The following is a 22,378-nucleotide window of genomic DNA, read 5'->3' on the forward strand; positions in this document are numbered from 1 at the left end:
AGAGGAGCCATAAGCATGGCCAACAAAGTTGAATTCGGCGTGAGCAACATGCACCACGCCAAGGTCACCGAGTCCGGTGGTGCCTACACCTTCGGCAACTACGTCGCCGACCCCGGCACGACCAACATCGAATGGGAGCCATCGGGCGGCCAGGAGGTGTTCCATGCCGACAACGGCTCGTACTACGTGACCTACACGAACAACGGCGGCACCATCACCATCGAGCAGGCGCTGCTCTCCGAGCAGTTCCTCATCGACACGGGATTCTACGAGCGCGACGTGAACGGCGCCATCGTGGAGGTGGCCGACAAGCAGCCGAACCCGCTTGCCATCGCGTTCGACGTCGACGGCGATGCCAAGGCGCGCCACAACGTCTTCTACTACTGCGTGCCGAGCATCCCCGGCGGCAGCGCGGCCACGACCGAGGACACCACCACGCCCTCGACATCGCAGATCGAGCTGACCTACACGCCCATCGTCATGGACGGCCGCAAGGTCTCCAAGCTGAGCCTGCAGCTCGACCCCGAGCACCCCACCGCATACAACGACTTCTTCAACGCGGTCTACACGCCCGTGTGGACGGAGACCGCCCAGGGCTAAGGAGGCACCATGAAGGTCAAGTTCACGCGCGCGTTCCGTGGCCTCAAGGAGGGCCGCCTTTTCGAGAACGAGACGGCCGAGATGACCGAGGCGCGCTTCAAGGAGGTGGTCGCCGCGTGCAAGGCGGCTGGCTACCCCGATGCGGACCTGCCCAAGCGCGTGCCAGCGCGCCGCGCGAAGAGGGCCTAGATGGTCCGCGAGATAGAGATCTACGGGAAGAGGGTCGCCGTCGCAGGCGGCCCTCTCGCCGTATGGGCGTACTGGCGCGAGTTCGAGAGCGACCTATGGGCCGACCTGCGCGCAGCGAACACCGACGACGGCCCCATCCTGGCCGTCTGGCTGCAGGTCGTCTGGGCAATGGCCAAGGCGGCCGACGAGGCCACGCCCGAATTCGGGAAGTGGCTCGGGGCGTTCGAGGAATTCGACCTGGGGGACGTCACTGCCGTGGCGGTGATGGACCAGGCATTCTACGCCGCCTTTTTTCGTCAGCGACAGGCCAGCGGAGCCGAGCGAGCCAGACGAGCCATCGGACGATGGCTGGAATCCATTGCGCAACGTCTATCTGGCGCTGCGGATGGGGATGTCGCTCGCTGACCTGCGCCAGCTGGACATGGCCGACTTCATAGCCATGACCGACATCATGGGCGAATCGCAGCGCGAGGAGCCAGAGAAGCGAAAGGCAACCCAGGCTGACATCGATGCCTTCCTGGGCTAATCGAATAGGAGAGGCGATGGCCAGCGAGTACAAGGGCCTGTTCGTAAAGTTCGAGGGCGACACCACGGGGCTCACGGCCGCGCTGTCGGCCATCGACAAGGAGTCCCGCGCGACGCAGCGCAACCTCACGTCCCTGAATCGCGCCCTCAAGTTCAGCCCGAAGAGCACCACGCTGCTCGCGCAGGCCATGCGCACCTATTCGACGCAGATCGACAACGCGCGCACCCGCCTGGCCGTGCTGCGCCAGGCCCAGGACGACCTGGGCAGCAGGGACGTGAACCCCGCGGCCTGGGACCGCCTGGAAATGGAAATCGCCCAGTGCGAGAGCCGCATCGAGCAGTACCGGGCGAAGCTGGTGGAGGTCACGGCCGCCCATTCGGCCCTGGGCCAGTTCGGCGCGAAGTGGACGGAGCTTGGCGAGAAGATTTCTGGCGTAGGCTCCAAGGTGTCCTCATTCGGGGACACCTGGACGCGCACCGTGTCCCTCGGCCTGGTGGCTGCGGGTGCCGCCGCCGTCAAGACGGCCGTGGACATGGACACCGCGCTCACGGGCGTCAAGAAGACGGTCGACGGCACCGAGGAACAGTACGAGCAGCTCAAGCAGGCCGCCATTGAGTTCTCGCAGACGAATCCCGTATCAGCCGCGACCATCATGGACCTTGAGGCCCTGGGCGCGCAGCTCGGATACGGCATAGACGAGCTAGGCGAGTTCTCGCGCGTCGCAAGTTCGCTCCAAATTTCGACCGACATGGACGCAGAGACGGCGGCCACCGAGATGGCCCAGTTCGCGAATATCACCAAAATGGCCCACGAGGAGTCGAGCAACTACGCGAGCGCCATCGTCGAGCTGGGCAACAACATGGCCACGACCGAATCGAAGATCTCCGCCATGGCGCAGCGCACGGCCGCGGCTGGCACGCAGGCGGGAATGACACAGGCCGAAATCCTCGGCTGGTCGGCGGCGATGTCATCTTTGGGCGTCGAAGCCGAGGCTGGCGGCACCGCATTTTCGCAGACCATCTCAGAGATCGACAAGGTGGTGGCGACGGGCGGCGAATCGCTCGACGCCTACGCGAAGATGGCGGGGATGAGCGCGGAGGAATTCCAGCAGGCATGGGGCGAGAACGCCACGGCGGCGTTCGAGAGCATGCTCGAGGGCATCGCCAACGGCGAGAACATGGCCAAGGCGCTCGAGGAGATCGACGTCAACGGCGTGCGCGCCTCCGACGTGCTCAAGCGCATGGCCGGCAACACCGACCTGGTGAAGAGCGCGATCGACCACGCGAACAAGGGCTGGAGCGAGAACACCGCCCTATCCAAGGAGGTCGCGAACAGGAACGAGTCGCTTGCCGCCAAGTTCGAAATCCTGAAGAACAAGGTCGCGGCCGTCGCCGAGAAGTTCGGCGGCCCACTCGCCGATGCGCTGCTAGACGCCGTGGATGCGGCCGAGCCGCTGTTCCAGGCCATCGCCGATGGGGCGCAGGCGTTCAGCGAGATGGACGAGGAGCAGCAGCAGGCAATCATCCGCACCGTGGCCCTCGTGGCCGCATTCGGCCCGCTGCTGTCCGCGCTGGGCCGCGTGACGACAGGCATCGGAAACGCGGTCTCCTCCATAGGCAATGCGGCGACGTGGTTGTCGAAGCTGAACGCGGCAAGCGCCGAGGGCACGAGCGGCATCGCCAAGCTAGCGGGCAAGGTCGGCCTATCGGCTGGCCAGTTCGGACTCGCCGCTGGCGGTGCCACCATTCTGGCTGGCGCAATCGCGGCGTTCGCCGTGCCCATCGCCCAGGCGGCCGCCTCGAGCGACCGATTCGACAAGGCGCTGGGGAACATGAACTCGACCCTGGCGAACGGCATCTCGAGCGCCAATGGCGCAGCCGATGCCATTGGGCAGGTGGGCGATGCCGCCGATACAAGCTCGTCATCCTTCGAGGGGACCATCGGCTTCCTCGACAGCCTCTCCGCTGGCATGGAGCGCCTGACCTCGGCGGCGAACGAGCGCTACACGAGCGCCCAGGGCGAGGTGGCGCTGCTCGACTCGTACGGCAAGACCATCGACGAGCTGGGCGGCAGGAGCGACCTCACCGAGACCGAGGTGGCGGAGCTGAACAACGCCATCGACCACGTGAACCAGACATGCGGCACGAGCTACGAGCTCGACGAGCACTACAACGTCGTGGAGCACGTCGGCGACGCGTACGAGGACGCCGCGGGCAAGGTCGACCTCTACATCCAGAAGCAGCAGGCGCTCATCAGGGCGCAGGCGTACGAGGGAACGCTATCCGACCTGTACAACCAGCAGATTGCCCAGCAGGATGCCGTCAAGCAGAAGACTGACGAGCTGACCGCTGCTCGTGCGAAGCTCACCGAGGTCACGAACACCACCTACGACTCCGACGAAGCCTGGGCCGCCGCCGTCAGGACCCAGCAGGACGTGGTCGACGGCGCGCAGCGGAATCTGGACAGCGCCAACGCCGCGCTCGACGAGACGAACAGGCAGATCGAGCGCACCACGGGCCTGATTGCCGATAACCAGGCGGCAGCCCAGGAGGGCGCGAGCGCGTGGGCCGTCTTCAAGGCGAACCTTCCAGACCTGGAAAGCGTCATGAACGAGGAGCAGTTCAACAAGCTCTCCGAGGCCATGTCCACGTTCGGGGTCTCCATGGACTCCCTGGGCGACCTCGACGCGAATCAGCTCAAGACGGTGTTCGACACGCTGTCCGAGGGGCCTGACGCGACCATCGGGGCACTGCGCGAGATGGGCGTGGAGGTCGACCTGTCGAAGCAGCAGATCGAGGGCCTGAACGCCGTGCAGATCGGCGACAAGACCTACTGGGTCTCGGACAATGGCTCCGTCTACGACCAGCAGGGCCAGCTCGCAGAGCTGGGCGCCGTGGAAATCGAGGGCAAGCACTACTACGTCACCTCCGACGGCACCATCTACGACGAGCGCGGCCAAATCGCAGGACTCAACAACAACGTGAGAGTCAACGACAAGATCTACCGCGTGAGCAACAACGGCACCGTGTCCGCGGAATCGTCTTCGGTGAGCAACCTGTCGGGCAAGATCGACTCCATCCCCGACGGCAGCTACCGCATCACCGGCTCTGCCGACACCAGCCCCATCACGAACGTCCGCAACGCCCTGCAGGGCCTGACCGGCAAGGTCTGGAACTACACGGTCAAGGCCATCACGGGCAATGCCGCTGGCGGCATGATGCGCGGCGTGGCCTACCATGCCGCGGGCGGCTACATCGCGCACCGACCGACCGTGGTTGGGCGCACTGGCCCCATCACGCACATCGCGGGAGAGGCTGGCGACGAATGGGTCGAGCCGCACGCTGGCGGCATCGTGCCGCTGTCGAACACGCGCTACGTGCGCCCATTTGCCAGGGCAGTGGCGAGCGAGATGCAGATGCCGTCCGGCGGCGACACCAACGTGACCATGAACGTGACCGTCAGCGGCAACGTCGACCCAGAGACCTACGTGCGCAGCGCCATGCGCGCGGCTAACCGAATCAAGCGAAGCGAGGGAAGGTAGCATGGGCTACTACGAGCACGTCCTGACCCGCATCCTCGGGCCGAACTTCAAGTGCAGCTGGAAGGCGTCCTATTCCGGCAATCCCAAGACCGTTTGGCAGTACCACACGAACGGCCACAACATCCGAGACGGGCGCGACACGGTCATCATCTGGAGTCCGAAGAAGGCCCAGAAGGCGCCAGCGTCGACGTCTGGCAGCGTAGGCTCGGACGCCCTGCCAAACACGGTCATCGACGGGAGCAAGTTCTGGCCGCACACCAATTGGGTCTGCCCGTCGGTCAACATGCAGCTCGGCCTGGACGCCGTGGGACACTCGGTGGCCTGGTGGCGCGCGGAGACGCCTGCGGCTCCCGTCATCACGCTCACCCCGAGCGATTCGAACAGAACGCAGACGTGGGAGATCGACTCCGACCCCAAGACGGTGAGGCAGAAGGACAACAACTACTGGACCCATTGCCGGTACTGGGCGCAGGTCGCCCAGCACGGCGAGCGCTGGGCGGACGTTCCCGACTGGGCCACGACGGGCTGGACGCAGCAGTTCGAGCCCAGCGATTCGGAATCCAGCAGGACCTGGGCGCACACCGCCGCGGACCCCGCGCCCGAGACGCCGTACGCCGTGCGCGTCGTGGCGCGCAACGAGGGGCCTGCTGGCGAGAGCGCCATCGCATACGGAGCCGAGCACGTCTTCGCGCGGCCGAACCAGCCGACGCTTGCCGCCACCGTGAGGGACGGCAACAAGGTCACCCTCGCGGTGACCCCGAATTCGGACTGGTGGCATCCCGTCGACCACGTGACCGTGGAGCGGCAGGTCGCGCCCGTGCTCAACCCCGCGGGCAGCTGGTCGGAGGTCTACGACGAGGACGTCTCCACCGACAGCCTGCGCGCGTGCATCGACGCCGATGCGGACAGGCTGCAGGGCCTGGCAGAGGACGAGGCAGCATGGTACCGCGTTCGCGTGTGGCACGACTTCGAGGCCAACAGCGCCCAGGCGTACGCGGCGCGCGCCGTGCTCGTTGGCAAGCCGTCGGCCCCATCGGTTACTGCGGAGTACCAGGACGCCACGAACACCATCACGGCCGAGGTCGAGGTAAACAGCGAGATGTCGGTCGAGACGTGGCTGCGCGTCATGGCCGGCACCGACGTGGTGGTCGACTGGATGAAATGGTCGCCCACGTCGGAGACGGCGGAGACCATCTGCGCGCCCGACGGCACGCCCATCGAATTCGACCCGACGCTGACATACCGCGTCCACGTGCAGAACCGCACGGTGGGCAAGACGCTCGCCAGCGGCGAGGTCGTAGACTATGGCGATGAGCTGCGAAGCGACGAGGCCACCAGCGGCCGCGTGTCCAGCGAATCCCAGGCGCAGGTCATCGGCGCGAGCCTGAGCGCCGTGACCATCGACTCCGTGACCCTCAACGCAGACGGCACGGGCGTAACCATCGCATACCACTGGGGCACCGACGACCTGGGCAACGTGGAGGTGACCGACATCGGCACCTCAATCGAGTGGACGGATGCATCGGGCGGGTGGATCTCCACCACGGAGCCCTCGCAGCACAAGGCGGCGGACGGTTCCGGCAAGTCGGGCATCGTCTCCGTCGACGGCTTGACCGAGGGCACCCTGTACCACATCAGGCTCCGTCGTTACGTGACGGTCGACTCGCAGGATGGCTATGGCCCAGAGGCGGAGGTGACCGTCGTGCCGCAGTCCACGCCCAGCCAGCCCGTGCTCACCGCGCCTGGCTCGGTCAAGGCTGGCGCTGGCATCGCCTACGCTTGGACCTTCGTCGACTCTGGCGATTCCGCCCAGACGGCCGCCGAGCTCATGGTGGGCGACGATGTCTATCCGATTTCCGGTGCGCAGGGCGCATACGTCCTGCAGACCAGCGAGTCGCAGGCTGGCGCCACCGTCTCCGCGCGTGTTCGCGTGAGCACCGGCGGAGGCTGGTCCGAATGGTCGGACGCGCGCTCCACGTCAATCGCCGCCCCGCCGACGTGCACGGCGGCCCTGACGGGCGCAATCGTGACCACTGCCACGACGACGCAAGAATTCGAGGGGGACGGCGAGGCCGCGTCCTTCGAGCTCGCCTGCCCGGTCATCTCCGTGACCTCCGTCACGGTCGACGGCGCGGCTGCCACCTGGACGCTGTCCGACCAGGTGGTCACGCTCGCCACGGCTCCCGCCGATGGGGCCGTCGTGGCAATCGAATACGAGCATGCGCCCAGCGCCCATGGCGGCGCCATCCTCTCCGCAATGCCCCTGTCGCTCGACCTGGGCGGCACGGGCGACCTCTGGCGCGTGAGCGTCACCTGCGCGCATCAGGCGCGGCAGGTCGAGCCAGGAGGCTCCACGACGCACGCGCAGGGGGATGCCATCGCCCACATCGAGATGGGCGGCTCTGGCGTCGTGCCGTGCCAGCCCATCATGGGCGGCGGCTACGACGTGGAGGTCGTCTGCGTGGACACCGCGACGGGGCTCGAGAGCGAGCCCGTGACGCTGGGGTTCGCGGCCATGTGGGCCAGCCCCGCGGTCGCCCCGACCGCCACCGTCGAGATAGTCGACGGCCAGGCCGTCATCACGCCCGCGAGCTCATCGCATGCGGAGGGCGAGACGTGCAGGATCTGGCGCCACACGGCAGACGGCGCGGCGCTGTGCCGCGAGGATGCCGAATGGGGCCTTCCCTACGTTGACAGGGTGCCGCCCTACGGCGATGCCTGCGCCTACGTCGTCGAGGCCGTCACGGCGGACGGTGACCATGCGTGGTCCGACGTGGCCTACGAGCTGCCTGGTGCGCAGGTGACCATCGACTGGGCCACGGGCTCCGTCGAGCTGCCATACAACGTGGAGCTGCGCAGCAATTGGGAGAAGGGCTTCGAGCGACGCGAGCACATGGACGGCTCGCGCACGGGATTCTGGCTGCGCGGGTATGACCGAGATTACACGGTCTCGGTCGACGTGGTGCGCAGCGACGCGGCCACGCTCGCCGCGCTCTCCGAGCTGGCGCGCCACGACGGAATCTGCTTCGTGCGCGCCCGTGGCTGCGTGGCGTTCCCCGCGCAGGTGGACGTATCCATGTCCACCTCTTTTGACAAGATGGCGGTGCCGGTCGACCTCTCCATCTCGGAGGTGGACGACGACGGCACCTGGACGCTTACCGCCGAAAGCGAGGAGGTGGTCTGATGGACTGGGCCGCAGGCTATGCCTCCGCATTCCGCCTGATGTCCGTCGACCACGTCACGTGGGCCGATGCTGGGCAGGTGGCGGGGCTGTCGGGCCTATCCGCTGCCGCATCCGTCGACGGCGATGCCCCCGCCATCGACTCCGCCGATGCCACGCTCGACCGCTCGCTCGGCGGCGATGGCTACGTGCGCGCCTGGATGGATGCGGAGCAGGACGGCGAGGTCGTGCGCGTGGGCATCGGCACGTACCTGGCGCAGGCCAACATGGCCGACGGCGAGCCGACCGAGACGGCCCGCGTGGAGCTGTACTCGGTATTGCAGCCGGCGGCCGAGCGGCTGCTTGCGGCTGGCTGGTACGCGCCAGCTGGCTCGCATGGCCCCACGGTCGCGGGCGAGCTGCTGGCCGCCGCGCTCGACGCCCCCGTGAGCGTGTCGAGCGGTGAGGGCGGCGAGCTGGCCGAGAACATGGTGAGCGCCGGCGAGAGCTACCTGTCCATGGCCTGGGCGCTCTGCGGGGATGCTTGGGAGATCGTGACGGATGGGCTGGGCAACGCGACCGTGAGGCCGCGCCCCACGTCCGCGACGCCCATCCCAGAGCGCTCCATCATCGGCGGTGGCATCTCGACCAGCTGGGACCTCGCGGGCGTGCCGAACGTGGTCATCGCGACCGACGGCACGACGACCGCCGAGGCCGTCAACGACGACCCGGCGAGCCCCACGTCCACGGTCTCGCGCGGCCGTCGCATCGAGGCAAGCGCCTCGGGCACGCGCCTGGCCGACGAGACGCTGCAGGCGTTCGCCGAGCGCAGCTTGAAGGAGATGTCGACGGCCGCCGAGACGGCCGAATACGAGCGGGAATGGGTCGATGGCGTGCGCGTGGGCAGCCGCGTGACGCTGCCGGGCCACGAGGGCTCATGGCGCGTCGTGGCGCAGCAGGTGAGCACGGGATGCGGCGCGACGGTCCAGGAGACGGCGACGAGGGAGATGACCACATATGCTTAGCGTGACGGAGCTTCGCGGCATGCTCGGCTCTGGCGGCCAGGCCGCCACGGGCGCCGGCACGTTCTCAGCCGTCGTCACCCGCGTGGACGCGGATGGCACCACGTGGTGCCAGGTCGATGGCTCGTCAACGCCCACGCCGTGCGCCACCGACATGGCGTGCTCCGTGGGCGACGTGGTGACCGTTCGCATCGCGGACCATCGTGCAACGGTGACCGGCAACGCGACCAGCCCCGCAACCGACGACAGCGCCGCCAATGCCGCGCAAGCCAGCGCCGAGGTGGCCCAGGGCACGGCCAAGGCCGCGGGAAGCGACGCGAGCGTCGCGCGCCGTGCCGCGAGCGCTGCGGCAAGGCAGGCAAGCGCCGCGAATGCGGCAGCCTCCGAGGCCAGCGCCCTGGCAAGCGCCACGAACCAGCACTTCTGGCAGGATTCGGACGGCGCGAGCGTGACCGAGCAGCCGCAGGATGAGTACGCGCAGCAGCCCACGGGCTGGCGCAAGCTGCTCAAGTCCACGGGCGAGCTGCTGACGCATGCGGTAAACGGAGCCGAGCGCATCTTTCGAAGCGACACGGCAAGCGGCACATTGTTCTACGATGGGGAATGCACGCCCGACGCGAGCGATCTGGAAGACCACGTGCTGGCGGCGTTTACGAGCGGCGAGGTACAGGTCGGCGCCAGCGTTTATCCGCATATGAAGCTCACCCCATCGGGTTTTCAACTGTATGACCGAGGAGACGTGCCATACGTTTCACTAAACGGCACAGAGACGGATGCATCGCTAAAGGAGACTCACGCTCATTTCTTCGTCGAGGATGCTTCAAAGACGGAGTACGGGCTGCCGTCGTACTGTGCATCGGTAATCGCCGTTAGGAAGCAGATTACCAGCACGACGTTCGAGGACCTCGAATACACCTTATCAGGCAATCGCATTATCGTGCTCGCTGAGCCGCTTGCGTACGGAACTGTATTCCACGTTGACTACTACACCTCAGAGCTGGTTCGGGAATATTCCATCGGAGTTCGATCATCCTCGGGCGTCGTCGGGCAAGGCAGCGTAGTCATCGCAGATGGTGGCACGGCGAGCGGGTACCGCTCCGTGGCTCTTGCAGGCGCCACGGCGGGTGGCTGGTGCTCAGTGGGCGAGTCAAGAGGGGTGGCAGAGGGCGAATATTCCCACGCGGAAGGATTGCAAACGAACGCCATCGGCGCATATTCCCATGCCGAGGGAATGGGCGATGGAGATTGGCTTCCGGCGAATGAGGCCAAGGGCACAGCCTCGCATGTTGAGGGTTTTGGCAATACCGCTACGGGCTTCGCTTCTCATGCGGAAGGGCAAGGGAATTGCGCAAGAGGCGACGGAAGCCACGCAGAAGGCGGCGCCTATCTACCCAATTGGTCTGGGATCCAAGTGGGGCCAGCAGGAACGGAAGCTAATGGCGACGGCTCGCATGCCGAGGGCGTAGGGACCATCGCATCTTCGTTCGCACAGCACGTCGAGGGCTCATACAACATCGAGGACGCGAACAACGTCTATGCGCATATCGTCGGCAATGGGTGGGTCGTTGGCGATTCGAGCACCAAACGCTCGAACTGCTACGCCCTCAAATGGGATGGCACGCAAGAGGTGAACGGCAGCACCGACCTCCCCATCTTCAAGTACGCGACGCTGCCAGCGGAATCCTCGCTCCCGCTCAAGCCATGCATCGTCGTGCTGACCACGGGCGAAGTCTACCTGGCCACGTAAAGCAAACGCTTTACCCGCACCCGCAAAGCAAAAAACCGCAAACAGAGAGGGACATATGCAAACGAGAACGTACGCGAGCGAGCCGCCGAAGGCGCAGCGCGCTGGCATGACGGTCTACCTGCTCGATGCCATCGAGCAGACGGACGACGGATGGACGGCCAACGTCTACGAGCTAAACATGCAGACCGTGCTCACCATGGACGAGATTCTGGCCGACTTCGATGCGCTGCTCGCCAAGGCGAAGCGCGCGGAGATGACGGTCGAGGAGCGCATGGCCGCCGACCTGGCCGCCATCCAGTCGCAAGTTGAGTACACGGCCATCATGACGGACACGGCGCTAGGAGGTGACTAGCCATGGACGTTTTGGCAACGGCGCGCAAGTGGTACCAGGCTGGACGGTGGTCGAAGGCCGACCTCGAGCGCCTGGTTAAAGCTGGCAAGCTCACCCAGGAAGAATTCGAGTCCATCGTCGCGGAGGTAGACGGTGAGCCGGGGAACTAAGACCGCAGTCGCCGCGCTCGCCGTGTTCGGCGCGACCATGATCCTGCTCGTATCCATTGGTGGCAACCCGATGGAGGGCGAGTACCTGCAGAAGATAGCCATTGCCATCGCTCCGACGGCGGTGACGCTCTGCGGTGGGTGGATCGCCCAAATCACCAAGAAGATGGAGGAAGAGGAGCGCAGGCGAGACGAGAGGGCGGCCGAAGAGGCGGAGAAGCGCGAGGCCGAGCGCATGGCGCTGCGCGCCCTCCTGCGCAACGAGCTCGTGCGGATGCACCGCGAGTGGGTGGAGACCAAGGGCTACATCACGCTAGAGGCGCTTGAATACGCCCGACAGACATACGAGGCCTACCACGCCATCGGTGGCAACGGCACGGGCACCAAGCTCTTCGAAGACATGGAAGCACTGCAAATCAAGGAAGAAAGGAACTAGCCATGGAATTCAACAAGGAGACAGCAAAGGCCGTCATCTCGGCGCTGGTGCTCGTCCTGGTGGACGTGCTCGCGGCAGTCGGAATCGCGGCAGACCCCAGCACGGTGGCGTCCGCCGTGTACCTGGTGTTGCTCGTTGCGGCAACGCTCTACGGCTGCTGGAAGAACCACAACTTCACGCAGGCCGCGCAGGAGGCCCAGAAGAAGCTCGACGAGCTCAAGGACAAATAGCGAGGCGGTTGCCATGGACGAAGAGGAAAAGACCGAAGACCAGAGGGGCGAGCAGCCTACCGAGGAAGAGCTGACCCAGTTCGAGGCCCAGGAGCCTCATGAGAACTGGTCCGATTACGAATCGACCCACTGAGAGGAGGCGCGATGGCAACACGCTGGGACATGATAGCCGCGGGCCGCGAGGCCGTTGCCCGTGGCGTCAAGTACATTTATGGCGCGAAGCCGAAAAACGGCGAGTTCGTCACGTACAGCGCCGCCCAGATTGACGCGCTGCGCGACCAGTACGGCAGCGACTGCGTCTGGTGGAGCGACGATTCTAAGGCGGGCCAGCTCTGCTGCGACTGCTCTGGACTCATCACCAAGGGCTGCGGCGTGCTGCGCGGCAGCTCGGGGTTCCGCGTTAGCGCAACGGAGGACCTTCCCGTGTCCAAGGTTTGGGACAATTGGGAATACTACATCGGCTGGGCCTTTTGGATGCCGGGCCATATCGGCATCGTGAGCGAGGTCGAGGGCTACTACTACGCCCTGGACGGCTCCGCCCGAAATTCCGTGCACTATGCCATGCCGCGCCAGGGATGGACGCGGTTGCTCAAATTGTTCGACGTCGATTACGACGATGATTCACACGAGGAAAGTGAGGACGAAGTGAGCCCTGAGGAAATCACGCAGGCGGTATTCGCCGGCATCAACATGCAGGACTTCGTGTCGCGCTGCATGAACGCGGCGCCCATCGCCGCCGTGAGCAACGATGGCGGAGATGTCTACCGCATGTACGAGCCGAAGAGCGGCGACCACCTGTTCTGCCAGGCAGAGGAGCGAGACGCGCTGCTGTCTGCTGGCTGGACGAACGAGGGCGTGGCCTGGGTCGCGCCGAAGGGCGGCACGCTGCCCATCTACCGCGTGTACTGCGGGCGCAACGGAGACCACCTGCTCACCGCCTCCCTGGACGAGGCGAACACGCTCTACAAGAGCGGCTGGACGTACGAGGGCGTGCCCTTCTTCGCCAGCGGCGAGGGCGAAGAGATCCACCGCCTTTACAATCCCAACGGCGGAGACCATATGCTCACGGCCAGCGCCGAGGAGAAGGATTCCCTCATCTCCGCAGGCTGGCAGTACGAGGGCGTTGCTTTCCGCGCGTAGGAGGAACCATGCCATACCCTAGATTCCTCGCGGGGGGGGGGTGCGCTGAATGAGCTACACCCTGCTCAGCCAGCCCTCCGTCGTGGCATCGCAAGCGCTCGCGCCGGGCGTGTACTTCTCCCGGTACGGGAAATTGTGCATCGTGTCGATCTGGTACCAGGCCACGCTGGCGAAGTGGAGCAATACCCAAATAGCCACCTTGCCAGCGAATGCCATCCCTGCCATGACGTGCATGGGCTGCATCGAATCCGTCCCAGCTCACGACCTGTGGATACAGGCTACGACCGAGGGGACCGTGCTCATCGGGTCGAATTCCGTCGCCATCACCGACCAGTACGTTTGGGGGCAGTTCGTCTACGTTGCGAGCTAGGCGCGGGGGGGGGTGCGCTGAATGAGCTATACCCTCCTGTCTCCGACGAAAGAGCACCACGACTTCGGAAATGGCGTACATGCTTATCGTTACTGTGGCATGGTCACCATCGTCGGTTCCATCACGATCTCGTCAAGCAACCTGCATCCAACCATCGGCACGCTTCCGGCGGGATGGCGGCCTGGGTACTATGTGGCGGCGGATTGTCTGATTCCCGTCACTCAATCGGCGGATGTTCCGCCGTACGTGGACGTGCTGACGGATGGGCGCGTGACGGTCGAGTCGCGTGGCTATGTGGGGACTGCGTTCGTGAACGTCACGGCGGCCACAGCTTAGCCTCTTGCACCATGCATGCGGGGGGGGGTGCTAGCTCATGGCAATGACGCGGCTGAACCCCATCCAGCAGAATCTCTCATACGACAACGAGTGGGCCATGATGGTCAGCGTGCCAGCGTGGGGCAGCTTCATCCTTTGCGCGAGCCAGGAGCCTCCGTCGACCGTGAACATGACGCAGGCGCAGTACTATCATCCCTCGCGTGGGTGGGTTCCGCTCACGTACACGGGCTCCTACGCTTTCCGCGCAGGCATTCTCCTGCTGGGCGTGAACGGAGACTACATCGCCGAACGAGGCGGCCTCATCACGCTGGCGAATGTCTCGGTGTCGATGACATTCGACTAGCGTCAACCGACGCCCTGGAGGTGGTGGCATGAGCTACACCCTCCTCAATCCATGTCCGGCAACCCTGGGTTCGTTGCTCACGGCAACTTCGAGCGGTCAGTCGACCGCCGCTGGCATTGACACGGAGACGCTCGGAGCTCACCTGACACTCGCCGCGGGCACGTGGCTGCTGTGGGGCAGCGCGACGCTTGGGAGCGTGGGCGCGTCCGACTCGAACAACCAGATCTCGTTCGGCACGGCGTCTGGCGGCTGGTCTGGGTCGCATCAGCGCATCTGGCATGCCAAGTCGTGGTGGACTCAGCTGACGTCGAGCTACATCGTGACCCTCGACGCGTCGACCGAGGTTTACGTGCGTTACTCGAGCTCCGTCGCGCGCTCGGGCTGCAGCTCGCAGCTCCGCGCGCTTCGTCTCGCCTAGGTGAAAAACAAGGAAGAGCCTCCCCACCATGGGGAGGCTCTTTTTGCGTTTGGTGGCGCAATGGGAATCGGGAAATACTTTCGACAATCACGATAAGCTATCACCCACCCACTAGCGTTCTCGTCGTGATTGCGATTATCGCTATCACGCTGTTCAAGCCGAAGATTCAGGAGCTGTGGGATGCGATTGCGAGCGGCATCAACGGCCTGTAGGCGCCTACGCGAAACGCGTGGGCAGTCAACGGTTGAATTCGCGGTGGTTATGGCGGCATTGCTGTGCATTGCGATTGGCTTGGGTGCTTTGTGGCATGTGATGAGAGATGGCCTGTTCGTGAGCCATGCCATTACGTCTGCCTCTCATAATCTTTCCGGTGCGCCAGGGTCGTGGCTCGATGTGTTCGCGTACTGAGCGTGGGCAATCCACGGTGGAAGCGGCCTTTCTTCTGCCTGTCCTGTTCGTGCTCATGCTCATGCTGCTGCAGCCGGGAATCATCCTGTACGACCGTTTGGTTATGCGCTCGGCCGCAGCGGAGGGGTGCAGGTTGGCGGCCACGATGTGCCAGGAAAGCGCTTTTGACGAGAGCGTGTGCTGTGATGTGGTTAAGCGTCGGCTTGGGGCCGTTCCTCCCAACGATTTGTTTCATATGCACGAAGGAACGTGCGCGTGGGATGTGCACATCGAAGGTGATGCGTCGAGCAACCGCGTGACGGTGACGATACGAAATCGCGTTCGGCTTGTCCCCCTTCTTGATGCTGCGGGCGTTTTGCTGGGCATTGCCCCTGATGGCTGCTTGGACATAGAGGTTTCGGAGACGTGCGTTGCGCGCCCCGATTGGTTTGGCGGCTATGCGGATCCCTGGGAATACGAAAGGAAGTGACATGATGCGTGACATGGCGAGCGGTGCCCGCAAGCGAGCGTTCTTTTGCGATGACGGCGGTTTTTCGACGCTCGGCATGGCCCTTGCGCTTCTCATAACCATTTCGTTGGTGCTTACGTCCGCTCAGGTCTATCGTCTGTATTCCCTATCGGCGGAAACGCAGAACGTGGCTGACGCATGTGCGCTTGCCGCGGAAAACCAGGTCGCCACGTTCTATACCGCCGCCCAGATATGCGATGCCGTTGTTCTTTCGCTCACGCTTACGAGCGTCGCTGCCTCGGGAGCGGGGTTGGTTGCCTTGTGCGTTCCCGGCGCGCAGGAAGTGGGGAGCAAACTCATCGAGGTGGGCGAGAAGGTCATTCGCGCACGTGATTCGTTCGCCGACCAGGCCGCTCAGGGTTTGAGTGCCATCCAGGAGATTCTTCCCTTCTTGGCGGCGGCTCAGGCAATGGGCGTCGCTCGCGCCAATAGCCATGGTGAGCATGCGAATTACCTTGCAGTTGCGGTGCTTTTGCCCCAGCAGGGGTACGAGGTTACGCCGGGTGCCGACTTCGCAGATGAGGTAATGGAATACATTGGCGGGCAGGAGGAGGGGATCAAGGAAAACGCTCGGAAGGCGGAAGAGGCAGCGCGTAAGGCCAACGAAAGCAAGGAACGCGCCTTCCAGGCCGATTGTGGCGCTGCCCCGGGCTATTGCATGCAGGAGCGCGCCGATTCTCTAGCTGGTCTTTCTCCAGGCGATAACCCTCTCTATCACAGCGTGGATACGTGGTCGTTTGGCGTGGCGTTGCGGCGTGCGCAAGCGTACTATCCCGCACGTCTTGCCCAGGAGCATCCCGGGAGCCCGTCGGTAGATGACCAGGCGAATTCAGCGCTTCGTGCACGCTTTTATGCGTATGCCTGTTCCGAAATTTCTCATGGGTATGTCAACGAGGATGCGTCGGGTGCGTTTGATGCGTACTTTCCTCATTTGCCAGCCAATACCGACGAGATGCGAGAAACACGGCTCTATACCGAGCAGGTCTATCCCGTTTCCCAAGATGGGCAGGGGCGTTTGCATATGCATGCGTGGTCTGGGTGCCCCTGCTTGGCCAGGGAGGAGTCCGTTGGCGCGAGTTCAATTCAGGTGATGGAGGCATGCGCGTACGAAACGTGCCCTGTCTGCCGATTCCATGCCTCGAGCATGGGAAATGTCGCGGCGGCTTCCACGTCCACTTCGAATGGGTTCGAGCATTATTACCGCATCGTAGAGGAGGAGTCTCGGACGTATCGGGAGGCGCGGCAGGAGTACGCCCAGAATGCCGATGAGGTACGCGAGCCCGTTCAAACGGCATTGAATGGGCTGGGCGAGATGATCATGGACATGGAAAACAAGCGCATATCGGCTTCGCCGCCGGGAAAGTACGGCGTGGTGGCCTTCGTTGTCGATGGCTCTTCCGTGTCCGCCGATGCGCTCATGCCCAATGGTTTCGTGGGCGGTGGAGGCTCTTTGGGTCCACGCGCTGCTCTTTCGGCGGCGACGCTGGCGAGAGAGGAAGACAGTGGCGACCAGAGCGTTATTTCCTCTCTATTCGATGGCTGGGTCGAGCGCATGGAAGGCCCCCTGGCGGGTGTTCTCCCGCAGATGGCGAGCGCGTGGTCTCATTGCCTGCATGCGTACGCAAGGGGATATGACGAGCTGGGGCAGGGTGTGGAAGCCCTGTTGGGTGCGTTGCCTTTGGTGAGCGCAAGCGGTTTGGGGCAATGGGCATCCGGAGCGCTGGATGATGTCCTCACTGAAGTGGGGCTTCATCCCGCTGATATGGCGGCGCTGAAGCCCGTGCTCGTGAATTCCTGGCAGGTTGCGAACGAGGATGGCAGTGCATTTGCTTCGCGCTTGCTGGGCGCGAAGGAGATCGTGGCGCAGATGCCTGCGAGCGCGGCAAATCCACTTGATGCGGCCGTTCAGCTTTCGGCCTCGTATGCCGAAGAGCGAATCGATGGGCTTGATGACACGGTTCAAATTGCATCGTTCGATATTGGCGATGACTCCATTCCCGTAAGCATTACGCTTCCGCCGGCGTGGCGTGATGGTGCATTGGAAAGTGTGGGAGAAGCGCGTGATGCGCTGCGTTCTTTACCGGGCGTAAGCGGAGGGAGCCCGCCATGGGAGTAGCAGGTCATACGTGTGGCGAGCGGGGGCAAATGACGGTCGAGATGGCGGTCGCCATGCCCGTGCTGATAGCCGTGGCGTTGCTAGCGGTGAACGCGCTTCTGTATGTGGGCGATTGCGCGGCCTTCGATCGGCTTTCGCGCCAGGCGGTGTGCGTGTATGCAGCATCTCCTCCGTACGGGAAGACCACGCTAGCCAGCGCCGGTGATGTGGAAGCCGAGCTGCGGCGGTCTTTTTCCGCGGACAACCAGGAGGTCAATGTGAATGCTGAACAGTGTGCGGGTGGGTATGTGCGATTTAGCGCGACGTTGAAGTTCGCGCCAACCCTCTTCGGGCGTTCATTTTCAGGGCGCGTTTTTGGCGTTGAACTTCCTTCGGTGTCGCATACGGCTACGATCACGGTCGACCCCTATCGCCCTGGGGTGATCGTATGAGCGCACAGGTAAAGCGTTTGTGTCTGGCTGCATTGGCTATCGCAATCGGGGTTGCCGTTTCGTGCGTTGCTCCCTTGCTGGAAGCTTCAGACTCTGGTGAGGGCAGCCCATCGGCATGTGCCGAGGAAAGCGCTCTTGCTGCCGACAATGCTGCGGTGACTGCGTTTGTCCAGGCGGGTGGGGATGCTCGCTGCAATCGCAATCTGCCCGAAACCGTTATGCGTGAAACGTTCAATCCAGGCGTGCTGGGGGCTTCGAAGGTTCTTTTTCGCGATGGGGTCGTGGGCCTCATGGGTGCTTGGAGTGCGAATGAAGCGTACGAGCGGGTACGCAGCTTGCTCGTTGCCAATGGCTGGGTCGACGTGAGCGGGCGCGGGGAGGGACATGCGCACGTGAGCGGCGTTACGTTCGCGAAGGCCGATGGCGCCTACCAATGGGCGTATGTCTTCTGCCAGGATTCCGGATCGAGCAGAATGGTGGTGATGGTTCTTGCGTAAGTTGCAGGATGGTTCTACTTCGCTTCGCATTGCAGCGCATTGGCGGGATCGCGTGCGTGGCTTATTGGGCACGCACGCGTCTGGGCGGGTACTCATGCTCGTTCCCTGCCATAGCGTGCATACATTTGGCATGAGCTATGCGCTCGACATCGCGTTTGTCGGGGCGGATGGTTACGTTTTGCAGGCATGTAGGTCGGTGCCGCCAAGGCGCATCGTCTCATGTCGTCGGGCCGTTGCAGTGTTGGAGCGGGCCCATAGCCCTAGGCATGGGTGGTATCGCAGGGGCGATGTCGTAGAGCTGGGAAGAAAGGTTGGGTTGCAATGAAGACGTGTCCGGTGTGCCAGGCAACGTGTTTTGACGATATGGATGTGTGCTATGGGTGCATGCACCGTTTCCCCACTGCTTCTTTGGGTAAGGAAAACCCGTCGTCTAAGAAGGCGGCCGGCTCTGGATCCTCTGGCGCGCAGGGCGCGCCTGCCGTGCGGCCTGGGGCTTTTGCGGTGGGCGAGGACGGCATTGCGTCGTTGCGCATCCCTTTGGGTTCTTCGGAATACGAGCTGTCGGTTCAGGTGCGTCCCGTGTCTGCGCCTGCAGCGCATACGGCTGCATCGGAAAGCGCTCGGGTGGGTGCGCACGCATGAAAAACGCCCCGTACGGGGCGTTTCCTACGAGATGACTTCCTTGTAAAGGCGTTCGCTTTCTGTTTGCAAGCGTTTGCTTAGGTTGTCGTAGGCGTCGAGTAGCGTAATGCACTCGTCGGTAAGGGTGCTTCCGTGTGCGCCATCGCGTACGAGCATTTGCATACCCAGGGATTCCTCGGTTTCCTTGATGATGCGCCATGCCTTACTGTACGCCATGCCCATGCTCTTGGCGGCAGCGTTCAGCGAGCCCGTGCTGCGAACGCCGCGGCACAACGCGGCAATGCCGGGGCCGAAGAGCGCGTTCTCTTCGGAAAGCGGGTTCATGATGGATAGCTTTATAGTTGGTTTCAAGTCAAGCGGAGTCATTGGTTCCCCTCGTAAGTACTAGCTGCTTGCGCACAATTATAAGGCTTTTCCCTTCGATTCTCGCGTGGATATAATTCGGGGGACCGCCTCTGCGATCCCCCGAACAAGTTCTATTCGCTTAGGAATGCGCGGGTTGCATCTTGGATGTTGGGCTTGCCCGCGTCGATGACTTGCTTAAATCGAAGCGGCTTCGTATCGAGCTCGGCGAGGCCAGCGGGGATGTGGCTCTTGCCGGTTTGCTGCGCGATGAGGTTGTTAAGCTCGCAGCCGGTAAGCTCGGCAACGTCGGCCGGAAGGCCGGCATCGGGGGCTAGGTCGTGCAATGCGCGGTAGACGCTCACGCCGAACTTCGCCCAATGCGCGGTGCTTGCCACCAGTACGGGGTTTTCGCCGCGCAGGCGCTCGGCAACCTTGTAGGCAACGGCCGTATGCGGGTCGAGCAGATAATCGTGCTCGTCGAGCACTTCCTTGATGGTCTTCAGGCAGTCATCGCTGCTTACCGAATCGCTGGCGAAATCTCTGCGCAGCGCGGCGAAGGTTTCGGGGTCGACGCGGAACTTCTTCTGGGTGTTCAGGTCGTTCATCCAGCCTGCAATGGCCTCTGCGTTGCGGCCCGTAAGCTCGAACAGCTGGCGTTCCAGGTTCGAAGAGACCAGGATGTCCATGGAGGGGCTGGGCGTGAGCACGAACTCGCGGTCGGAGATGTCGTACGTGCCCGTGTTGATGAAGTCGGTGAGCACGCGGTTCTCGTTGCTGGCGCACAGCAGGCGCTCGATGGGGGCGCCCATCTGCTTGGCATACCATGCGGCCAGGATGTTGCCGAAATTGCCGGTGGGAACGCACACGTCGATGGGCGCGCCCGCTTCCACCTTGCCCTGGGCTACCAGCTGTGCATAGCTGGAAACGTAGTAGACCACCTGGGGCAGCAAGCGTCCCCAGTTGATGGAGTTGGCGCTGGAGAGGGCTACCTTGTGTTCGCTCATGAGCTCCTGCGCGAACTCGCTATCGGCAAACGTGAGCTTCACGCCCGTCTGGCAGTCATCGAAGTTGCCGCGTACCGCCCAGACCTTCACGTTTTCGCCTGCCTGCGTGGCCATCTGCTTATGCTGAATGTCGCTGACGCCGCCGTGCGGGTACAGCACGCCGATCTTCACGCCGTCTTTGTCCTTGAAGCCCTCGAGGGCGGCCTTGCCCGTATCGCCCGAGGTGGCAACCAAGATCAGGAAGGTGTGGTCGATAACGCCTTCGTCGCGGAGCTTCTGAGCGCTGGCGCTGAAGAACAGCGGCAGGCACTGCAGAGCCATATCTTTGAATGCGCTGGTGGGACCATGCCACAGTTCCAGGATGTGGGTATTCTCGTCGAGCGAGGTGATGGGGCAGATGTCGGCAGAATCGAAGTTGCTGCCATACGCGGCATCCATAAGCTCGTCTACCTGGCTTTCGGGCAGGTCGATGCCGAAGGCCTTGTAGATGTGCGCCGCGCGTTGCGCGTAGGGCATAGTGGAGAGATTCAGGATCTCATCCAGCGAGAACTGGGGGATGCTCTGGGGAACGTAGAGTCCGCCGCCGTCGGCCAGGCCCTGCACTACGGCCTGGGTAAACGGAATGGGTTCTTCCGCGCGCCCGCGCGTATCTATATAAAGGTTAGCCATCGTAGCCTCCACTCGATGTTTGGCTCTTTTGCGCAAGTATACTATCCCACGCTAAAGTGCTCTGCGCATTGCCGGGTCCTTCACGAAATAACGCAAGAGAAATAATCCTAGTAAAAAGTTCAAATTATTTTTCAAAAAGGGGTTGACTATTAGTTAGGTTCGCCTAATATATGACTCACGGAACGCAGTTAGACGAACCTAACGCAAACCGTTTGACAATGTTTAACCGAAAGGCCCCATGCACCACCTCCTTCTCGTCTGCTTAAAACGCATGAGGGTCAGGGCGAATTCGACCGCTTCTCCCGGATTCGCCCTCTTTGCTAGTTAGGGGCCGCGTCGTGCGGCCCCTTTTTTTCGTGCGCGGGCTCACAGGTGGCTTCCGCATAGTTAGCCGGCAAGCCCGAACGGACAGCCAGCGGGGAAGAGGACGCATTTTTTCGCTCCGTCTGGCCGTGGTAAGCCATGCCTAAAACCCGTTTGGACGAAAAAGTTAGGTGAATCTACTATAAAAATAATCCGTAAGGGTTGACTTACTTTTCTGGTTCCGCAATAGTGAATTTTGTTAGCAGTGCCTTACTGTGTGGCCTCGGAATGCCACCCAGCCAGTACGTGCCGGAAAGGAAGCTCAGCATGGTCCTCACCACAGTTCAATCGGGCAAGGATTACATCATTCACGCCGTTACGGGCGAAGGCGACACGCGTCTTCATCTGGGCAGCATGGGCTTTGTCCCCGGTACGAAGCTGTCGGTCGTTTCCCGCCTGGGCGGCAATCTCATTGTGAGCGTCAAGGGATCGCGCGTAGCCCTCGACGAAAAGCTCGCCAAGTGCGTTATGGTCTAACGCTACCAATTCTATTGGCGCACTGCTCCTAACATGGGCCCCGACGGGGGCGTATGTCAGGGGTAATGCATTGTTGTCTTTTTGGAAGGAAGGTATATGGCAACCCTCGATTCTGCTAAGCCCGGCGATACCGTTACCGTGGCGAAGCTCCTTGGCCAGGGCGCCACGAAGCGTCGCATCATGGACATGGGCCTCACCAAGGGCACCTCGGTTTTCGTGCGTAAGGTCGCTCCTCTGGGCGATCCTGTCGAAGTAACCGTTCGCGGCTACGAGCTCTCCCTGCGCAAGGAAGAAGCCAGCCATGTGGAAATCGCCTAAGGCGCTTTTTTCACGAAGTCGAGTTAACCCTAGTTAACAAGTAA

At 63.1% G+C, this 22,378-nt stretch carries 28 protein-coding genes; 26 read left to right on the forward strand and 2 right to left on the reverse strand.

The window, feature by feature from the left end; translation table 11 throughout:
* Positions 1-15: 15 nt before the first annotated feature.
* The 24 genes from AAY81_RS00915 (at position 16) to AAY81_RS01010 (ending at position 19,158) form a co-directional block, all read left to right on the forward strand.
* A complete protein-coding gene (locus tag AAY81_RS00915; protein ID WP_066660261.1) occupies positions 16-600 on the forward strand; it encodes a major tail protein in 585 nt (194 codons plus the stop codon).
* A gap of 9 nt (positions 601-609) precedes the next feature.
* Positions 610-789, forward strand: a complete 180-nt coding sequence (locus tag AAY81_RS00920; RefSeq protein WP_066660263.1) for a hypothetical protein — start codon at positions 610-612, stop codon at positions 787-789.
* Positions 790-1,194, forward strand: a complete 405-nt coding sequence (locus tag AAY81_RS00925; RefSeq protein WP_066660266.1) for a hypothetical protein — start codon at positions 790-792, stop codon at positions 1,192-1,194.
* A complete protein-coding gene (locus AAY81_RS10760; RefSeq protein WP_276203455.1) occupies positions 1,181-1,315 on the forward strand; it encodes a hypothetical protein in 135 nt (44 codons plus the stop codon). The genes AAY81_RS00925 and AAY81_RS10760 overlap by 14 nt, the downstream gene beginning before the upstream one ends.
* Positions 1,316-1,331: 16 nt before the next feature.
* Positions 1,332-4,856 (forward strand): phage tail tape measure protein, encoded by a 3,525-nt coding sequence (locus AAY81_RS00930; RefSeq protein ID WP_066660269.1) that lies wholly within the window; start codon positions 1,332-1,334, stop codon positions 4,854-4,856.
* Between the two features lies 1 nt (position 4,857).
* Positions 4,858-8,040, forward strand: a complete 3,183-nt coding sequence (locus AAY81_RS00935) for a hypothetical protein (RefSeq protein ID WP_066660272.1) — start codon at positions 4,858-4,860, stop codon at positions 8,038-8,040.
* The gene (locus AAY81_RS00940; protein ID WP_066660275.1) at positions 8,040-9,041 is read left to right on the forward strand and encodes a hypothetical protein; all 1,002 of its coding nucleotides are present in this window, start codon (positions 8,040-8,042) and stop codon (positions 9,039-9,041) included. Before AAY81_RS00935 ends, AAY81_RS00940 begins: the two co-directional genes overlap by 1 nt.
* Positions 9,034-10,785, forward strand: coding sequence for a hypothetical protein (locus AAY81_RS00945; protein WP_066660278.1), 1,752 nt, complete (start codon positions 9,034-9,036; stop codon positions 10,783-10,785). The genes AAY81_RS00940 and AAY81_RS00945 overlap by 8 nt, the downstream gene beginning before the upstream one ends.
* 55 nt (positions 10,786-10,840) lie before the next feature.
* On the forward strand, positions 10,841-11,137 hold the full coding sequence (locus tag AAY81_RS00950) for a hypothetical protein (RefSeq protein ID WP_066660281.1): 297 nt from the start codon (positions 10,841-10,843) through the stop codon (positions 11,135-11,137).
* Between the two features lie 2 nt (positions 11,138-11,139).
* A complete protein-coding gene (locus AAY81_RS10045; protein ID WP_082867776.1) occupies positions 11,140-11,286 on the forward strand; it encodes an XkdX family protein in 147 nt (48 codons plus the stop codon).
* A complete protein-coding gene (locus tag AAY81_RS00955; protein WP_066660284.1) occupies positions 11,270-11,719 on the forward strand; it encodes a hypothetical protein in 450 nt (149 codons plus the stop codon). The genes AAY81_RS10045 and AAY81_RS00955 overlap by 17 nt, the downstream gene beginning before the upstream one ends.
* Before the next feature lie 2 nt (positions 11,720-11,721).
* Positions 11,722-11,949 (forward strand): phage holin, encoded by a 228-nt coding sequence (locus AAY81_RS00960; RefSeq protein WP_066660287.1) that lies wholly within the window; start codon positions 11,722-11,724, stop codon positions 11,947-11,949.
* Between the two features lie 144 nt (positions 11,950-12,093).
* On the forward strand, positions 12,094-13,089 hold the full coding sequence (locus AAY81_RS00965; protein WP_066660302.1) for a hypothetical protein: 996 nt from the start codon (positions 12,094-12,096) through the stop codon (positions 13,087-13,089).
* 49 nt (positions 13,090-13,138) lie between these two features.
* Positions 13,139-13,459 carry a hypothetical protein gene (locus tag AAY81_RS00970; protein WP_066660305.1) on the forward strand — a complete coding sequence of 107 codons (321 nt, stop codon included), beginning with the start codon at positions 13,139-13,141 and terminating at the stop codon, positions 13,457-13,459.
* A 21-nt stretch (positions 13,460-13,480) separates the two neighbouring features.
* The gene (locus tag AAY81_RS00975) at positions 13,481-13,795 is read left to right on the forward strand and encodes a hypothetical protein (protein ID WP_066660308.1); all 315 of its coding nucleotides are present in this window, start codon (positions 13,481-13,483) and stop codon (positions 13,793-13,795) included.
* 43 nt (positions 13,796-13,838) lie between these two features.
* A complete protein-coding gene (locus AAY81_RS00980) occupies positions 13,839-14,138 on the forward strand; it encodes a hypothetical protein (RefSeq protein WP_169815771.1) in 300 nt (99 codons plus the stop codon).
* A gap of 28 nt (positions 14,139-14,166) precedes the next feature.
* A complete protein-coding gene (locus tag AAY81_RS10510) occupies positions 14,167-14,556 on the forward strand; it encodes a hypothetical protein (protein ID WP_169815760.1) in 390 nt (129 codons plus the stop codon).
* Positions 14,557-14,817: 261 nt separating this feature from the next.
* A complete protein-coding gene (locus AAY81_RS10670) occupies positions 14,818-14,964 on the forward strand; it encodes a hypothetical protein (RefSeq protein ID WP_240480601.1) in 147 nt (48 codons plus the stop codon).
* Complete coding sequence (locus AAY81_RS00990) at positions 14,948-15,433, forward strand: TadE/TadG family type IV pilus assembly protein (RefSeq protein ID WP_066660311.1); 486 nt, start codon at positions 14,948-14,950, stop codon at positions 15,431-15,433. Before AAY81_RS10670 ends, AAY81_RS00990 begins: the two co-directional genes overlap by 17 nt.
* 1 nt (position 15,434) lies before the next feature.
* Complete coding sequence (locus AAY81_RS00995; protein WP_082867777.1) at positions 15,435-17,588, forward strand: hypothetical protein; 2,154 nt, start codon at positions 15,435-15,437, stop codon at positions 17,586-17,588.
* A gap of 29 nt (positions 17,589-17,617) precedes the next feature.
* Positions 17,618-18,019, forward strand: coding sequence for a hypothetical protein (locus tag AAY81_RS01000; protein ID WP_066664709.1), 402 nt, complete (start codon positions 17,618-17,620; stop codon positions 18,017-18,019).
* The gene (locus tag AAY81_RS01005; protein WP_066660313.1) at positions 18,016-18,516 is read left to right on the forward strand and encodes a hypothetical protein; all 501 of its coding nucleotides are present in this window, start codon (positions 18,016-18,018) and stop codon (positions 18,514-18,516) included. The genes AAY81_RS01000 and AAY81_RS01005 overlap by 4 nt, the downstream gene beginning before the upstream one ends.
* A 1-nt stretch (position 18,517) precedes the next feature.
* The gene (locus tag AAY81_RS10825) at positions 18,518-18,841 is read left to right on the forward strand and encodes a DUF192 domain-containing protein (RefSeq protein ID WP_074777336.1); all 324 of its coding nucleotides are present in this window, start codon (positions 18,518-18,520) and stop codon (positions 18,839-18,841) included.
* A complete protein-coding gene (locus AAY81_RS01010) occupies positions 18,838-19,158 on the forward strand; it encodes a hypothetical protein (protein ID WP_066660315.1) in 321 nt (106 codons plus the stop codon). Before AAY81_RS10825 ends, AAY81_RS01010 begins: the two co-directional genes overlap by 4 nt.
* Positions 19,159-19,182: 24 nt before the next feature.
* Here the strand turns inward: AAY81_RS01010 and AAY81_RS01015 are convergent, their stop codons facing one another.
* On the reverse strand, positions 19,183-19,524 hold the full coding sequence (locus tag AAY81_RS01015) for a winged helix-turn-helix domain-containing protein (RefSeq protein WP_066660317.1): 342 nt from the start codon (positions 19,522-19,524) through the stop codon (positions 19,183-19,185).
* Between the two features lie 110 nt (positions 19,525-19,634).
* On the reverse strand, positions 19,635-21,176 hold the full coding sequence (gene thrC, locus AAY81_RS01020; protein WP_066660320.1) for a threonine synthase: 1,542 nt from the start codon (positions 21,174-21,176) through the stop codon (positions 19,635-19,637).
* A gap of 630 nt (positions 21,177-21,806) precedes the next feature.
* Here thrC and AAY81_RS01025 point away from each other — a divergent pair.
* Both AAY81_RS01025 and AAY81_RS01030 read left to right on the forward strand, forming a co-directional pair.
* Positions 21,807-22,016 (forward strand): FeoA family protein, encoded by a 210-nt coding sequence (locus AAY81_RS01025; RefSeq protein ID WP_066660322.1) that lies wholly within the window; start codon positions 21,807-21,809, stop codon positions 22,014-22,016.
* Positions 22,017-22,112: 96 nt separating this feature from the next.
* Positions 22,113-22,334 carry a FeoA family protein gene (locus AAY81_RS01030; protein WP_066660325.1) on the forward strand — a complete coding sequence of 74 codons (222 nt, stop codon included), beginning with the start codon at positions 22,113-22,115 and terminating at the stop codon, positions 22,332-22,334.
* The last annotated feature ends 44 nt before the right edge of the window (positions 22,335-22,378 follow it).

This window comes from Denitrobacterium detoxificans (assembly GCF_001643775.1).
Lineage (GTDB): Bacteria > Actinomycetota > Coriobacteriia > Coriobacteriales > Eggerthellaceae > Denitrobacterium > Denitrobacterium detoxificans.